The following is a 14637-nucleotide window of genomic DNA, read 5'->3' on the forward strand; positions in this document are numbered from 1 at the left end:
TTACGGATCGCTGGCAAACCGGATCACGAGCAGTCCTCGGTGTTCCAGGACGACGATCCGTGACGAAGACTTCGGTGGTTGATCCCGAGCGGCTGGCGTGTGGCCCGACCGGCCCCGGCAGGGCCGTGGGGTCAGGTCAGCGCGGGCTCCGCCTGGGGTACGTCGATGTCGATGCTGTCGAGCAGCGACTCCTGGTGCTGGGCGGCGGCGTTGAGCGCGTCGTTCTCGTCCTGGATCCGTACGAGCTCGGATTCCAGGTCCTGGACGCGCTTCTGGAGCCGTCGCATCTCGGCGAGGAGTCGCGGATCGGAACCGCCGACGTAACCGAGAAGCGCCTTTGCCATGATGAAAGGTCCTCCACACTGAGTGACCGACCGATGCGGTGTGGGTCGTGAGGGAATCGCACCCGCGGTCTCGGCAGTGCTGTGAATTCACTGCTGTTCTGCTGTCACCAGCTCTGCCGAACAGCTAAGGTGCGCGGGGTTTTCAGCGTCTCACCAAAAAGTTTGACGGTCAACACGATCACACGCCGGTGGGCCGGGTGTCCCGGGGGCGCGCGGCCTGACGATCATGCGGCGCGACTCTCCTGCGGGTCCCGAAGGGTGTGGAGATCTTCGTCAATGTCGCAGCCTGGCACGGCGCGCCGCTCTTGGCAACCATGTCCGGATGCCGGCTTCCCCCGCAGGTCATTTCGGGTGCGAGGTCTTCCGCGGCCCTCTGCTCACCGCTCGCCTCCGTCCGTGCGCACAGCGCGTCCGGCCCGCATCTCCCCGGTGTGATCAGCGGATCGCGAACCCCTCGTATCCACCGCGGGGCGTGTCCCAGATCTCAGTGACGCCGTCCACGCGCCCGGGTGTGTCGTCGGAGCCGAGCCAGTCGAGCAGACGGTGGCAATTCTCACGCGGTCCTTCGGCCACCACCTGCACCCGGCCGTCGTCGAGATTGAGGGCGAAACCGGTGAGGTTTCCGATCTCCAAAGCATTTGCCCTGGTGAACCAGCGGAATCCTACTTGCTGTACTCGGCCGCGTACCCATACGACCAGTCGTGCATCTTCGTTCATACCCGAACGCTAACCGTCCAATTGATCGAGGAGCACGCCGCCCCAATCCGCCATGGCGTAAGGTCCCCTCGCAATAGCTCACCCGAACGGGTGAGTTTGATCTTTGATGCGGTGACGTCTGAACGACGCCCCCCGGACCACGAGGAAGGCACAGCGCATGGGACGGCATCGACGCGCAGGCGCGGCCCCCGCCGCTGAGCAGCACGCGGCGAACGCGGAAAACGGCCCCGGGGGCGCCCGCCGGAAGAAGCGCGGAGCCCTGCCCGTACGCGCCGGACTCCTCGGCGTGTCAGCGGCCGTGGCCGTCGGAGCGGTCGCCGTGGCCTCGGGCCTGCTGCCCGGCGGTGACGGCTACAGCGTGAGCGGAGGCGGTGCGGCCGAGCAGGTCCACGCCGGCGGTGCTCCCGACCTGCTGACCCAGGGCGAGTCGTCCGCCGAGCCGACCGGCCGCACCTCTGCCTCCGCGTCCGCCGAGGCGGACCGGGGTTCCGGCCGTTCCGCCGCGCCCTCGAAGTCCGCTTCGGCCACCCCGGACGAGAAGCCGTCCAAGAAGCCGTCCGCCACCGCGACGAAGCCGGCGACGAAGGCTCCGGAGCGGACGAAGGCCCCCGCCCCGAAGCCGGAGAAGACCACGTCGTCCAGCCCCGCGGACGACAAGCCGGCGGCTCCGAGGACCTCGTCCGCCGCCCCTGGCCGCGAGGCCACCGCCCCGGCGAGCCCGTCCGCCACCGCCGCTCAGGCCACCGTGCTCAGCCTGGTCAACCAGGAGCGCGCGAAGGTCGGCTGCAGCCCGGTCACCACGAGCGCCTCGCTGACCGCGCTCGCCCAGGACTTCAGCGAGGACATGGCGGCCCGTGACTTCTTCGGCCACACCGACCCCGACGGAGCGACCCCCTGGGACCGGGCCGCCGCAGCCGGTGTGCAGGGTCTGGGCGGCGAGAACATCGCCCGGGGCCAGGCCGACGCACAGGCCGTGATGGACGCCTGGATGAACAGCGACGGCCACCGCGCAAACATTCTCAACTGCGATTACAAGACGCTCGGCGTGGGGGTCCACCTCGGCTCCGGCGGCCCCTGGTGGACGCAGGACTTCGGCTTCTGAGCCGTCCGCGCGGCCGGCGGGGACCGCGCGGCGGACGGGCCGGCCAGGTCAGGAGATCCGCGGCGGCCGCTGGCAGCGCGGACAGAAGTAGCTGGAGCGGTTCATCCACGGGCGTCGGCGCATCGGCGTACCGCAGCGGTGGCAGGGCTCGTCCTCGCGTCCGTAGGCATCCAGCGACCGGTCGAAGTAGCCGGACTCGCCGTTCACGTTGACGTACAGGCTGTCGAAACTGGTGCCGCCCTGGTCGAGGGCCTCTCGCATCACGTCCCGGACATGGCCGAGCAGTTCCGCCGTTTTCGGGCGGGTCAGGGTCGCCGTCGGCCGCTCGTAGTGCAGCCGGCTGCGCCAGAGCGCCTCGTCGGCGTAGATGTTTCCCACACCGCTGATCAGGGACTGGTCGAGCAGCGCTCGCTTGACCGTCGTACGGCGCAGGCGCAGCGCCAGGTGGAACGCGGTGTCGTCGAAAGCCGGGTCGAGGGGGTCGCGCGCGATGTGCGCGATCACGTCGGGCAGGCCGTCGGGGGTGTTGTCGTGCAGCGAGAGCCCGCCGAAGGTCCGCTGGTCGACGAAGCGCAGCTCGGTGCCGAGCGCGTCGTCGAAGCGGACCCTGATCCTCAGGTGCTTCTCGTCGGCGGCCTCCTCGGGCTGCACGAGCAGCTGACCGCTCATCCCGAGGTGCCCCAGGAGCGAGGACTCCGCCTCGTCGAGCGGGACCCAGAGGTATTTGCCGCGGCGCATCGCCGTGCCGAAGCGCAGACCGCGGAGCCGGGCCGCGAAATCCGGGCCGCCCGCGAGGTGCCTGCGCACCGCACGGGGATGCAGCACCTCGACGTCCTCGACGGTGCGGCCGGCGGTCCAGCGCTCCAGACCCCGCCGTACGACTTCGACCTCGGGCAGTTCGGGCACGGTGACTCCTTCGGCACAGGGTGAGACAGCGAGAGCCCCCCGGTGCACCAGGCACCGGGGGGCTCTCGGACGGTTCAGGCAGGAGCCGCGTCCGAGTGCGGCGACGGGTCGGCAGGGATGTCGGCGATCCCTCCGTCGGCTACGGCCTTGGCCGCGGCCTCCCGTGCTTCCGCGGCGGCGCTGATCTCACGCCAGGCGGACTCGGCGGCCTGCTGCTCCGCTTCCTTCTTGCTACGGCCGGTGCCGGTGCCGTACGAGACACCACCGACGCGAGCGGCAGCAGTGAAGGTCTTCTCGTGATCGGGACCGGTCTCCGTGACGAGGTACTCGGGGACTCCGAGGCTCTCGCTCGCGGTGAGCTCCTGGAGACTGGTCTTCCAGTCCAGGCCGGCTCCGAGGTTGGAGGACCTGTCGATCAGCGGGTCGAAGAGCCGGTGGACCAGCTCCGAGGCCGCGCTGAGGCCCTGGTCGAGATAGACGGCGCCGATCACCGCTTCAAGGGTGTCGGCGAGGATGGAAGCCTTGTCCCGGCCACCCGTGCCCTCTTCACCACGGCCGAGCCGGATGAAGGAGCCGAGTTCGAGGCCGCGGCCCACTTCCGCAAGTGCACGCGAGTTGACCACCGCGGCCCGCAACTTGGCCAGCTGGCCTTCGGGCAGGTCGGGGTGGGTGCGGTACAGCGTGTCCGTGACCACCAGGCCGAGCACCGAGTCCCCGAGGAACTCCAGCCGCTCGTTGGTGGGCAGACCGCCGTTCTCGTACGCGTACGAGCGGTGGGTCAGCGCACGCACCAGAAGGGCGGACTCGAGGTGATACCCGAGCCGCCCTTCCAGAAGCGTGTGGGACGAGGCTGTGTTGATGTTGTCTGTCTTCTTGGAGCTGGACAACTCAGACATCGGGCCTCTCACCAGCCGCTCAGACCTCGAGGACCTGGCGCTTGTTGTAGGTGCCGCAGCTCGGGCACGCAATGTGCTGGAGCTTCGGCTCCTGGCAACGCTCGCACGAAACCAGGGTGGGGACCGCAGCCTTCCACTGCGACCGGCGGTGGCGCGTGTTGCTGCGCGACATCTTCCGCTTCGGAACAGCCACGGCTACTTCTCCTGCTTCTCGTCGACGCCCGGTTCGGCGCCGCCCATGTTGTCCTTCTCGCCGTCCTGAACGGTCTCGGCGAGTCCTTGCAGTGCCGCCCAACGGATGTCGACGGCATCGTGGTGGTGGTCCGGATTCTCGTCCAGCCTGATTCCGCATTCGGAACACAGACCGGCACAGGTCTCCTTGCACACCGGCTGCAGCGGCAGTGCGAGCACCACCGCGTCACGCAGCACAGGCTCGAGGTCGAACGAGTCGTCCTCGAGAAAGAACCTGTCCTCGTCGTCCTCGGCGTCGTCGACCGGGTCCGCGGTCCTGCTGCGGTTCCGGTCATCGGCGTCAGGGTACGAGAACATCTCCTGGAAGTCCGCTTCGACCTCGATGGCCAGCGGCTCCAGACACCTTACGCACTCCCCCTCGGCCGTCGCACGGGCGGTGCCTGTGACGAGCACCCCTTCCATGACCGATTCGAGGCGGAGGTCCAGCGCCAGGGGCGCGTTCTCCTGCACACCGATGACCCCGTCGATACCGAGGTCCTTCGGAGCTTCCACCGTGCGGGTCAGCCGCTTCAGGGCACCAGGACGCCGACCCAGCTCGCGCGTATCGAACACGAGAGGGCTGCGGTGGTCGAGGTGGCCGTTCAGGGCTTTTCCTGCTTTCGAGATCATGTGCGTGGTGCGGCTTCGGGAGGGCCACCCCTGTCCTTACGGAAAGAGGGCAGCCGGGATCGCGGACATACACGCGACCGAAGAGCCAGGATACTGGACGTACCGCCCAGCTCCCAATCCGGTACGGCCCGCTCCGGTCAGCGGCCCTGTTCGTAGCGGCGCAGCTGTTCCAGGTCGATCATGCTGGTGTCGAAGAGGCTGGTCTCGTCGAGCGCGCTCTCGCCCTGCTGCGCGGGCACCTGGCCCTGCTGCGGCCAGTACTCCTGCTGCTGGTTCGGGTCGTACGGCTGCTGCTGGTAGGCACCGTACGGGTCCTGCTGCTGGTAGCCGTAGCCGTCCTGGGGCTGCTGGTCCTGGTAGCCGTACGTCTGCGCGTACTGCGGCTCGGGCTGCCCCTGGGCCGGGAAGCCGCTCTGCGCGGGGTCGTGGTAGCCGGCGGCCGGTGTGTAGTCCGGCTGTGCGGGCTCCGCGTACGACGGCTGCTGGGGGCTCTGCCGCGGCTCGGGGGTGGAGAGCTCGGCCAGGCCGGCCCAGTGGTCCTCGTCGCTGGTGTGCAGGTGGCCGCCCGCCGCGTCCTGGGCGGCCATGTGCGCGCCGAGCTCGTCGGTGGCGACCCGGCCGTGCAGCTTCTGGCGGCCCTTGCCCACGGCCTCCAGGGTCTTCGCCAGCACGGCCTCGAAGGCACCGAGCTTGGTGTCCACGTAGTCGTCGGCGCGACGGCGGAGCGTCTCCGGGTCGGCGCTGCGCTCCGGAGCCTCGGCGTAGTCGGGGTCCTCGTAGCCCTGCTCGTCGAGGCCCTCGCTCCGGCCCAGGAGCTTCTCGCGGCCCCGGTCGACGGAGCCGATGGTCTTGGTGAGGACGACCTCGAAGTTGGCGAGCTTGCTGTCGACGTACTCGTCGGCCTCGCCGCGGACCTCGTCGGCCTCCCGGCGGGCCTCGGACAGGATGCGGTCCGCCTCGGCCTGGGACCGCTGGGCGATCTCCGTGCCGGAGATCAGCGAGCCGCGCTCCGCGCGGGCCGACTCGATGATCCGCTCGGCCTCCTGCCGGGCCTGCTCGACGAGCTGCTCACGGCCGCCGATGAGCTCCTCGGCGTGGGCCAGCGAACCGGGCAGGGCCTCACGGACCTCCTCGAGCATCGCGAGCAGTTCGGCCCGGTTGACCACGCAGGACGCCGACATGGGCATGGAGCGGGCGTTCCCGACCGTTTCGACGATCTCGTCGAGCTTCTTCTGCACGTCCACCGTGTGCTCGCCACTCTCTGCTGCTGTTGGAGACGGACGGGACGACTGTAAGGCCAGTCGCCTCCCGTCCGACACCTGGTGACGGCCGGTCAGCGCATCACTTCTCGCCGAGACGCTCCACGAGGGCCTCGTGGACCGTCGGCGGCAGCAGGTGCGCCACGTCGCCACCCCAGGTGGCGACCTCCTTGACCAGGGAGGACGACAGGAAGCTGTAGGTCGGGTTCGTCGGCACGAAGAGCGTCTCGACCCCCGAGAGACCGTTGTTCATCTGGGCCATCTGCAGCTCGTAGTCGAAGTCGCTGACGGCCCGCAGGCCCTTCACGATCGCCGGGATGTCGCGCTGCTTGCAGAAGTCGACCAGCAGGCCATGGAAGGACTCGACCTCCACGTTGCCGAAGTCCGCCGTGACCTCGCGGATCAGCTCGATCCGCTCGTCGACGGTGAACAGACCCTTCTTGGACTGGTTGATCATCACGGCGACGTGCACGACGTCGTACAGCTTCGAGGCTCGTCCGATGATGTCGAGATGTCCGTTGGTGATGGGGTCGAACGACCCCGGACAGACGGCGCGGCGCAACGTGGTTCCCTCGCTCTCCGGTGCGGTCATCGTGCGTCTTCGCACGTAGAGGCGGCGCGACCGTACCAAAACGTGGCTTCGCCGTACCGACGGGCCCGCTGTGGCTCGAATCCTTCGGGCCAGTTGAATTCTCCGCCTCTGGTGCTCCGTTCCACCGTGACGAGGGCGTCGCCCGTGAGCCACCCCTGAGCACGGAGTGTGAGCAGGATCTCCCCAAGATCGTCGTCGGTGACGGCGTACGGCGGATCGAGGAAAACCACGTCGTACGGTTCCGAGGGTGCCGGTCCCGTCACGATCTGTTCGGCTTTGCCCGCACGGAGTTCGGCGCCGGGCAGACCGAGGGAGCGGATGTTGTCGCGGACGGTGCGCGCGGCCTTGGCGTCGGCCTCCACGAGCAGGGCGTGGGCCGCTCCGCGCGAGAGCGCCTCCAGGCCCACGGCGCCGGAACCCGCGTAGAGATCGGCGACCCGTACGCCGTCGAGGGTGCCCAGGAGCGCTTCCCAGGTGGAGAACAGCGCCTCGCGCGCACGGTCGGATGTGGGGCGGGTGCCGGTGCCGGGCGGGACGGCCAGGCGGCGTCCGCCGGCCGAGCCGGCGATCACGCGGGTCATGGGTCTGTTCCTCGGGTCGCGGGCGGCACACAGGACGGGACGTGTGCCGTGCTCCCCACGATATGGCGTCGCCGGGGATCCGCCCGGTCACCCCTTGTCGAGGTACTCCTCCCGGTCCTTGTCGAGCAGGGCGTCCAGCGCCGTGCGCAGCTCCGGCAGGCGTTCGAGCCCGGGGTCGTCCGCGACGACGCGGACGGCCTCCTCGCGGGCCGCCGCGATGACCTCCTCGTCGTCGATGACGCTGAGCACGCGCAGGGAGGAGCGGACACCGGACTGGGCCTGGCCGAGGACATCGCCCTCGCGCCGCTGTTCGAGGTCGATGCGGGAGAGCTCGAAGCCGTCGAGGGTGGCGGCGACCGCGGAGAGCCTGGCCCGGGCGGGGCTCGCCTCGTGGGCCTCGCTGACCAGCAGACAGAGGCCGGGGGCGCTGCCGCGTCCGACGCGGCCCCTGAGCTGGTGCAGCTGGGACACCCCGAAGCGGTCCGCGTCCATGATCACCATCGCGGTGGCGTTGGGGACGTTCACCCCGACCTCGATGACGGTGGTGGCGACCAGGGCATCGACCTGGCCGGCCGCGAACCGGCGCATGACGTCGTCCTTGTCGTCGGGCGGCATCCTGCCGTGGAGCACCTCGACGCGCAGGCCGGCCAGCGGGCCCCTGGCGAGCTGCTCGGCGATGTCCAGCACGGCGAGCGGCGGCCGCTTCTCCGCGTCGTCCTCGGGAGCGTTCTTCTTCCCCTTCTTCTTCCCGGCCTCGTCGGCGTCGTCCCCGATGCGGGGGCAGACCACGTACGCCTGGTGACCGCTCTCGACCTCTTCGCGGACGCGTTCCCAGGCACGGCTGAGGAAGTGCGGCTTGTCCTTGGCTGGGACGACATGGGTGGCGATCGGTGACCGGCCGGAGGGGAGCTGGTCCAGGACGGAGGTCTCCAGGTCGCCGAAGACGGTCATCGCGACCGTACGGGGAATGGGGGTGGCCGTCATGACGAGCAGGTGGGGAGGCTGCTTGCCCTTGGAGCGCAGCGCGTCGCGCTGTTCCACGCCGAAGCGGTGCTGTTCGTCGACGACGACGAGGCCGAGGTCGTGGAACTGGACCTTGTCCTCGATCAGCGCGTGGGTGCCGATGACGATCCCGGCCTCGCCCGTGACCAGGTCGAGCAGCGCCTGCCGGCGGGCCGCCGTGCCCATGGAGCCGGTGAGCAGGACGACCTTCGTGCCGAGGTCGGATCCGCCCAGCATGCCGCCCTCGGCCAGCTCGCCCATCATCTCGGTGATCGACCGGTGGTGCTGCTGGGCCAGCACCTCCGTGGGCGCGAGCATCGCGGCCTGGCCGCCCGCGTCGACGACCCGGAGCATGGCCCTCAGCGCGACCAGTGTCTTGCCGGACCCGACCTCTCCCTGGAGCAGCCGGTGCATCGGGTGTTCCGTCGCCAGGTCGCCGAAGATCTCTCCGGTGACCTTCTGCTGGCCTTCGGTGAGTGTGAAGGGCAGCTTGGCGTCGAAGGCGTCGAGCAGTCCGCCGGGGACGGACCTGCGGGCCACCGCGGGAAGCTGGGTGTCGGCGTAGCGACGGCGTGCGAGCGCGACCTGGAGGACGAAGGCCTCGTCCCAGCGCAGCCGGTCCCGCGCGGCCGCGACGTCCGCCTTGGTGTGCGGCCGGTGGATCCTGAGCAGCGCCTCGGGCAGGGGGACGAAGCCGCGCCCTTCGCGCAGGGCCGGGGGCAGCGGGTCCACCGCCTCCCGCGCGCTGGGCAGGACCGTGTCGACGGCCTTGGCGATCCGCCAGGAGTCGAGCTGCTTGCAGGCGGGGTAGATCGGCAGCAGCTGCCCCGCGAAGGCGTCCACGGCCTCGGTCGCCTCGTCCTCGTCGTTCGCGTCGAGGAGCTGGTACGTGGGGTGGGCCAGCTGCATCTTCCTGTTGAAGACGGAGACCTTGCCCGCGAACATCGCCCGCCGGCCCGGCAGGAGTTCCTTGTGGGGCTTGTGGACGCCGTGGCCGAAGAAGACCAGCTGGAGCCGGCCGCTCCCGTCGGTGAGGGTCACCTCCAGCCGCTTGCCCCGGCCGTTGTTGAACATCATGATCCGCGCGTCGGCGACCTGGGCGACGACCGTCACGTGCTCGTCGAGCGGGAGCTCGGTGAGCGCCGTGAGCCGGCCCCGCTCCTCGTAGCGCCGCGGGTAGTGGTGCAGCAGATCACCGACCGTGTGCAGGTCGAGGTGTTCGGCCATCACCTTCGCGGTGGCTCCGCCGAGCAGCTTCTTCAGGGGTTCATCGAAAGCGGACACGCGGTCCATTGCACACCACGCCACTGACAGATGTCTCCGTGCGCCGCCCCGCCCGACGTGTCACTCGACGCCGATGAGCAGCGGCGCCGCCTGGTGGCCGCCCCGGTAGACGACCGTGTCGACGGCGAGGTAGCCCTCCCGGACGTGTGCGCCCAGCTCGTCGGCGAGGCCGTCGGGCACGTCCTCCCCCAGGACCAGCGTGACGAGTTCGCCGCCCGCCGACAGCATCCGGTCCAGGACGGTGCGGGCCGTGCCGACGACGTCCTGACCGATGACGGCGACGTCCCCGTCGATCAGGCCGAGGATGTCGCCGGCCTGGCAGATGCCCGCCATGGTCCACGACTGCCGTTCGGCGACGGCCAGTTCGGCGTACCGGGTGGCGCCGGCCGCCGACGTCATCGCGACGACGTCCTCGTCGAAGCTCCGGCCGGGTTCGTGGACGGCGAGCGCGGCGATGCCCTGGACCGCGGCGCGGGTGGGGACCAGGGCGACGCGGATGCCTTCGCCCCTGGCCTGTTCTGCGGCGGCGGCGGCGGTGTGGCGCAACTGTGCGTCGTTCGGCAGCAGGACCACCTCCCGGGCGTGGGCCCGGCGGATGGCGTCGACCAGTTCGCCGCTGGCCGGCGGCTCGCCGGGGCGTGCCAGCACGGTGGTCGCGCCGGCCTCGGCGCAGAGGCCGGAGAGCCCGTCACCGGGTACGACCACGACGACCGCGCGCTGGGCGGGTTCACGGTGGGCCGCGCCCCGGTCGGCGGCGAAGTGGGTGATCCGGATCCGGTAGGGCCGGCCGGCCTCGACCCCGGCTTCGACGGCCGCTCCGGCGTCGTCGACATGGACGTGGACGTTCCACAGGCCGTCTCCGCCGACCACGACGAGTGAGTCCCCCAGGGCGTCCAGCCGGCTCCGCAGCCGGGCGACGGCGTCGTCGGGGGCCTCCAGGAGATAGATGACCTCGAAGGCCGGCCCGCCGGCCGGGCCCGCCTCCGCGCAGTCACCGGTCAGCGGCAGGACGTCGGGGGCGGGGGTGACTGCGCGCTCTCGCACACGTCCGCCGACCGCTTCCAGCAGTGCGCCGAGCACGGTCACCAGGCCCTGCCCTCCGGCGTCGACGACGCCCGCGCGGCCGAGGACGGCGAGCTGGCCCGGGGTGGCCGCCAGGGCGGTGCGCGCCCCTTCGTACGCCGCCTCGGCGACGTCGGTGAGCCGGGCGCTCCCGGCGGTGGCCCCGGCCGCCTCGGCGGCGGCGGTGGCGACGGTGAGGACCGTGCCCTCGACGGGGTGGGCCACGGCCAGCCGCGCCGCCGCGGCGGCCTCCGTCAGCGCGGCCCGCAGGTGACGGGCGTCACCCGATTCGGCCAGGACGGAGGCCATGCCGCGCAGCAGCTGGGCCAGGATGGTCCCGGAGTTGCCCCGGGCCCCGATCAGCGCGCCGTGCGCCATGGCCCGCACGGCGTCGGCGGGGCCGGGCACGGTGGTGCCGGTCTCATGTGCGGCGAAGACCGCCTCGACGGCGGCGGCGGCCGACTCGACGGTGAGATACAGGTTGGTGCCGGTGTCCCCGTCGGCGACGGGATAGACGTTGATGGCGTCGATGGCCGCCCGCTCCCGCCCCAGGGCCTCCAGCGCCAGTGAGCACCAGGTGCGCACCGCGACGGCGTCGAGATCGTCGGGCGGCTGCGGCACCGTTGGTCCTCCTTGGGCGGCCGTGGGGGGCTGGCTGCACCGCAGGGTAGCCGTCGTGCGGGGGCCCGGCGGGCGCAGGTGCGGGGCGGAGCCGTCGGGGAGCCGTGGTAGTTTCGTATCTCCGACGCAGCCGTTGTATGCTGCTTCGGTTGCCCGACGAAAGCCGGGCCAATCCCTCCGGTACCGCCACTTCAGCAATGATTCCGGCGCGCCGGAATTCACTGTAAGTGCATCTGAAGTCTTTGGAGTGACCCGTGGCTGCCAACTGCGACGTTTGCGGCAAGGGGCCGAGCTTCGGCAACAGCATTTCGCACTCGCACCGCCGTACGTCCCGTCGCTGGAATCCCAACATCCAGCGCGTGCGTGCCGTGGTCGGTCGGACGCCGAAGCGGCTCAACGTCTGCACCTCGTGCATCAAGGCCGGCAAGGTCGCGCGCTGACGTCTCGTCGTAGCGCAGCCTTCCGGTTGCCCAAAAAGCCGGTCCACCTCGGTGGACCGGCTTTTTGCTGTGTTCAGCCCGTGGGGCGCGTGAGCCAGCCGTGATCGACGGGGCCGATCCCGCTGCCCAGCGCGAAGCCGCCCCGGATCGCGCCGGTGACGTACTCCTTCGCGCCCCGTACGGCGGTCGGGACGTCCTGGCCGTGGGCGAGTCCGCAGGCGATGGCGGAGGCGAGGGTGCAGCCCGTGCCGTGGGTGTGCCGGTTGTCGAGCCTCGGGGCCCGCAGCCAGTGCTCCTCGCTGCCGTCCGTCAGCAGGTCCACGGCGTCGCCGGGCAGATGGCCGCCCTTGATCACCACCCAGCGCGGTCCGTGGCCGAGGATCTCGGCGGCTGCTCTGCGCATCCCCGGTTCGTCGGTGACGGTGACGCCGGTGAGCTGGGCCACCTCGTCGAGGTTCGGGGTGGCGACCGTGGCGACGGGCAGCAGCTTCGTGCGTACGGAGTCGAGGGCTTCGGCGGCGAGCAGCGCGTCCCCGTGCTTGGACACCCCGACGGGGTCGACGACGACGGGTGCGCCGGTCCCCGCGAGGAGTTCCGCGACGGTGTCGACGAGCGCGGCCGAGGACAGCATGCCGGTCTTGATCGCCTGGACGCCGATGTCGTCGACGACGCTGCGGTACTGGGCGCGTACGGCGTCGGCCGGCAGCTCCCAGGCTCCCTGCACGCCCAGCGAGTTCTGGGCGGTCACCGCGGTCAGCACGCTCATGCCGTGGGTGCCGAGGGCCAGCATCGTCTTGAGGTCGGCCTGGATGCCCGCACCGCCGCCGGAGTCTGATCCGGCGACGGTGAGGACACGGGGCGGTATCGGGGCAGGTGCGGTCATGCCCCGGAATCTACTAGGACGTGTGGGGGAAGCAGCGCCGTCCGCCCGCCCTAAGCGTCCTCGATGGATCCGAAATGGTCCCAGCCGCCCTTGCTCGTCCAGGGCGCTCCGTCGACGGTGACCTGGGGCAGCGCCGACGGGTTGAGGACCTCTCCGATGACCTTCCAGCGTGCGGGGAGCTTCACATCGGCGGGGAACGTCGCCACGATCGCGTGGTCCTCTCCCCCGGTGAGCACCCACTGCAGGGGGTCGACCCCCACGGCCTGCCCGATGTCGGACATCTGCGAGGGGATGTCGATGAGCCCGGAGCGCAGGTCTATGCGGACCTTGCTGGCCTCGGCGATGTGCCCGAGGTCGGCGACGAGTCCGTCGCTGACGTCGGTCATGGCCGTGGCGCCGAGCCCGGCGGCCGCGGGGCCCGCGTGGTACGGCGGTTCGGGGCGCCGGTGGGCCTCGACGAAGGCGCGCGGCGAGCGGAACCCCCGGGAGAGCACGGCGAATCCGGCGGCGGACCAGCCGAGCCACCCGGTGACGGCCACGACGTCGCCGGGCCGGGCGCCGGCCCGGGTGACGGGTTCGTGGTTGCGCAGGTCGCCGAGCGCGGTGATCGCGACGGTGATGGTGTCGCCGCCGACGACGTCACCGCCGACGACGGCCGCACCGGCGACCTGGCACTCGTCACGCAGTCCGTCCATGAGTTCGGCGGCCCAGGTGACCGGCAGGTCGGCCGGTACGACGAGACCGAGCAGCAGCGCCGTGGGCACGGCGCCCATGGCGGCGATGTCGGCGAGGTTCTGGGCGGCGGCCTTGCGGCCGACGTCGTACGCCGTCGACCAGTCGCGGCGGAAGTGCCGCCCTTCCAGCAGGATGTCCGTACTGGCCACGACCCTGCGGTCGGGAGCGGCCACGACCGCGGCGTCGTCGCCGGGTCCCAGCCGTACCGCCGGAGTGGTGGTGAGCCGGGACGTGAGCTCTCTGATGAGCCCGAACTCCCCCAACTCGCCCACGGTTCCCTTCACCGAGTCTCACCTCTCATCTATCGCACCGGACACCTGTCCGGGCTGCTTCAGCGGCCGGAGGTCCGGACCGTGGACGGACGGCCCACGGGAGCCGGTGGCCCCGGTGCGTACGGGCGTCGCTGTCGCCCGTACGCACCGGTGGGCTTGCGGTCGCGAGCCCCAACTGCTGTCGGTACCGTCAAGAGATACGTCAACTTCTGTGGTGCGTACGCCACGCTGTGGGCGTCAACCGGCCCGCAGGTCTCCCCGCGGCCCGGGGCAACGCGATAACGTGGCGTCCCTTTCCCCCACATGATCCTCGTGGCCGCCCTGGAGGTTCCGTGGTACAGGCGTACATCCTCATCCAGACCGAGGTGGGCAAGGCGTCGATCGTCGCCGAGACCATCGCAAAGCTTCCGGGAGTGATCCAGGCAGAGGACGTCACAGGCCCCTACGACGTGATCGTGCGCGCACAGGCCGACACGGTCGACGCCCTCGGCCGCATGGTGGTCGCCAAGGTCCAGCAGGTGGACGGCATCACACGTACCCTGACCTGCCCGGTCGTCCACCTCTGACCCCTGTCTACGCTGGTCCGGTGACTCACACCCGCCGCCGGCCCCCCCGTTCCCGTGTTCTCGCCCCGTCCGCCGCTCTGTGCCTGCTCGCCGTGGCGGGCTGTTCCGGCGGTGACCAGCCCTCGGTGGCGGTTCCCACGCCGTCGTCGGAGGCCGCCGGGTACTGCGAGGAACTGCACAAGGAGCTGCCGGAGACCGTCGACGACCTGGAGCGGAGTGATCCCTCACCGGATTCGGACCTGACCGCCGGCTGGGGGGACGGGGCGATCGTACTGCGCTGCGGTGTCCCGCGGCCCGCGAGGATGGATGATTCCCAGGCGAAGGGCGTCGACGCGGACGGCGTCAACTGGCTGCTGGAGCAGCCCGATGACGCCGGCCCGCGGTTCACGACCACCTACCGCAAGGCGTATGTCGAAGTGACGCTCGGGACGGAGTACGCCCATGACATCACCCCGTTGTCCGCGTTCGCGGTGCCCGTGAGCAGGACGGTCCCCGAGAGCCTCTGAAGGCTGTC

General features: G+C 70.7%; 17 protein-coding genes. 4 read left to right on the plus strand and 13 right to left on the minus strand.

Annotated elements, in window-relative coordinates:
- Positions 1 to 131: 131 nt before the first annotated feature.
- Together AB0P41_RS26325 and AB0P41_RS26330 are read right to left on the minus strand one after the other, a co-directional pair.
- Complete coding sequence (locus AB0P41_RS26325; RefSeq protein WP_033304037.1) at positions 132 to 344, minus strand: hypothetical protein; 213 nt, start codon at positions 342 to 344, stop codon at positions 132 to 134.
- Between the two features lie 435 nt (positions 345 to 779).
- Entirely contained in the window at positions 780 to 1061 is a 282-nt protein-coding gene (locus AB0P41_RS26330) for an acylphosphatase (protein WP_073745712.1), read from the minus strand.
- Between the two features lie 157 nt (positions 1062 to 1218).
- On the opposite strand from AB0P41_RS26330, the gene AB0P41_RS26335 reads away from it, so the two are divergent.
- Positions 1219 to 2163, plus strand: a complete 945-nt coding sequence (locus tag AB0P41_RS26335; protein WP_356713570.1) for a CAP domain-containing protein — start codon at positions 1219 to 1221, stop codon at positions 2161 to 2163.
- A gap of 48 nt (positions 2164 to 2211) precedes the next feature.
- Here the strand turns inward: AB0P41_RS26335 and mutM are convergent, their stop codons facing one another.
- The 9 genes from mutM to AB0P41_RS26380 form a co-directional block, all read right to left on the minus strand.
- The gene (gene mutM, locus AB0P41_RS26340; protein WP_356713568.1) at positions 2212 to 3069 is read right to left on the minus strand and encodes a bifunctional DNA-formamidopyrimidine glycosylase/DNA-(apurinic or apyrimidinic site) lyase; all 858 of its coding nucleotides are present in this window, start codon (positions 3067 to 3069) and stop codon (positions 2212 to 2214) included.
- Between the two features lie 74 nt (positions 3070 to 3143).
- On the minus strand, positions 3144 to 3965 hold the full coding sequence (rnc, locus tag AB0P41_RS26345; RefSeq protein ID WP_356713566.1) for a ribonuclease III: 822 nt from the start codon (positions 3963 to 3965) through the stop codon (positions 3144 to 3146).
- 19 nt (positions 3966 to 3984) lie between these two features.
- Entirely contained in the window at positions 3985 to 4158 is a 174-nt protein-coding gene (rpmF, locus tag AB0P41_RS26350) for a 50S ribosomal protein L32 (protein ID WP_003965982.1), read from the minus strand.
- Between the two features lie 2 nt (positions 4159 to 4160).
- Positions 4161 to 4826 carry a DUF177 domain-containing protein gene (locus tag AB0P41_RS26355; protein WP_356713564.1) on the minus strand — a complete coding sequence of 222 codons (666 nt, stop codon included), beginning with the start codon at positions 4824 to 4826 and terminating at the stop codon, positions 4161 to 4163.
- Between the two features lie 137 nt (positions 4827 to 4963).
- Positions 4964 to 6070 (minus strand): cell division initiation protein, encoded by a 1107-nt coding sequence (locus AB0P41_RS26360; RefSeq protein ID WP_356713562.1) that lies wholly within the window; start codon positions 6068 to 6070, stop codon positions 4964 to 4966.
- A gap of 97 nt (positions 6071 to 6167) precedes the next feature.
- Entirely contained in the window at positions 6168 to 6647 is a 480-nt protein-coding gene (coaD, locus tag AB0P41_RS26365) for a pantetheine-phosphate adenylyltransferase (RefSeq protein WP_187355992.1), read from the minus strand.
- 26 nt (positions 6648 to 6673) lie between these two features.
- Entirely contained in the window at positions 6674 to 7258 is a 585-nt protein-coding gene (gene rsmD, locus AB0P41_RS26370; RefSeq protein WP_356713560.1) for a 16S rRNA (guanine(966)-N(2))-methyltransferase RsmD, read from the minus strand.
- An 87-nt stretch (positions 7259 to 7345) separates the two neighbouring features.
- Positions 7346 to 9553, minus strand: a complete 2208-nt coding sequence (gene recG, locus AB0P41_RS26375) for an ATP-dependent DNA helicase RecG (RefSeq protein WP_365934506.1) — start codon at positions 9551 to 9553, stop codon at positions 7346 to 7348.
- Between the two features lie 51 nt (positions 9554 to 9604).
- Positions 9605 to 11227: a DAK2 domain-containing protein gene (locus AB0P41_RS26380; protein ID WP_365934508.1), complete on the minus strand. Its 1623-nt coding sequence runs from the start codon at positions 11225 to 11227 to the stop codon at positions 9605 to 9607.
- 254 nt (positions 11228 to 11481) lie between these two features.
- On the opposite strand from AB0P41_RS26380, the gene rpmB reads away from it, so the two are divergent.
- Positions 11482 to 11667, plus strand: a complete 186-nt coding sequence (gene rpmB / locus AB0P41_RS26385) for a 50S ribosomal protein L28 (RefSeq protein ID WP_003965989.1) — start codon at positions 11482 to 11484, stop codon at positions 11665 to 11667.
- Between the two features lie 73 nt (positions 11668 to 11740).
- On the opposite strand, the gene thiD is transcribed toward rpmB, so the two are convergent.
- Together thiD and AB0P41_RS26395 are read right to left on the minus strand one after the other, a co-directional pair.
- Complete coding sequence (gene thiD / locus AB0P41_RS26390) at positions 11741 to 12550, minus strand: bifunctional hydroxymethylpyrimidine kinase/phosphomethylpyrimidine kinase (RefSeq protein WP_356713553.1); 810 nt, start codon at positions 12548 to 12550, stop codon at positions 11741 to 11743.
- Between the two features lie 50 nt (positions 12551 to 12600).
- Positions 12601 to 13569, minus strand: a complete 969-nt coding sequence (locus tag AB0P41_RS26395) for a thiamine-phosphate kinase (RefSeq protein ID WP_124274882.1) — start codon at positions 13567 to 13569, stop codon at positions 12601 to 12603.
- A gap of 320 nt (positions 13570 to 13889) precedes the next feature.
- On the opposite strand from AB0P41_RS26395, the gene AB0P41_RS26400 reads away from it, so the two are divergent.
- Complete coding sequence (locus AB0P41_RS26400; protein WP_056791028.1) at positions 13890 to 14123, plus strand: Lrp/AsnC ligand binding domain-containing protein; 234 nt, start codon at positions 13890 to 13892, stop codon at positions 14121 to 14123.
- Between the two features lie 20 nt (positions 14124 to 14143).
- A complete protein-coding gene (locus AB0P41_RS26405) occupies positions 14144 to 14629 on the plus strand; it encodes a DUF3515 domain-containing protein (protein WP_365934510.1) in 486 nt (161 codons plus the stop codon).
- The last annotated feature ends 8 nt before the right edge of the window (positions 14630 to 14637 follow it).

Source organism: Streptomyces sp. NPDC079167, from assembly GCF_040686735.1.
Classification (GTDB): Bacteria; Actinomycetota; Actinomycetes; order Streptomycetales; family Streptomycetaceae; genus Streptomyces.

Excerpts from the sequence above, each read along its gene's own strand:
- AB0P41_RS26325 (WP_033304037.1), bottom strand. The coding sequence starts at position 344 with ATGGCAAAGGCGCTTCTCGGTTACGTCGGCGGTTCCGATCCGCGACTC.
- AB0P41_RS26330 (WP_073745712.1), bottom strand. The coding sequence starts at position 1,061 with ATGAACGAAGATGCACGACTGGTCGTATGGGTACGCGGCCGAGTACAG.
- AB0P41_RS26335 (WP_356713570.1), top strand. The coding sequence starts at position 1,219 with ATGGGACGGCATCGACGCGCAGGCGCGGCCCCCGCCGCTGAGCAGCAC.
- rnc (WP_356713566.1), bottom strand. The coding sequence starts at position 3,965 with ATGTCTGAGTTGTCCAGCTCCAAGAAGACAGACAACATCAACACAGCC.
- AB0P41_RS26355 (WP_356713564.1), bottom strand. The coding sequence starts at position 4,826 with ATGATCTCGAAAGCAGGAAAAGCCCTGAACGGCCACCTCGACCACCGC.
- rsmD (WP_356713560.1), bottom strand. The coding sequence starts at position 7,258 with ATGACCCGCGTGATCGCCGGCTCGGCCGGCGGACGCCGCCTGGCCGTC.
- recG (WP_365934506.1), bottom strand. The coding sequence starts at position 9,553 with ATGGACCGCGTGTCCGCTTTCGATGAACCCCTGAAGAAGCTGCTCGGC.
- thiD (WP_356713553.1), bottom strand. The coding sequence starts at position 12,550 with ATGACCGCACCTGCCCCGATACCGCCCCGTGTCCTCACCGTCGCCGGA.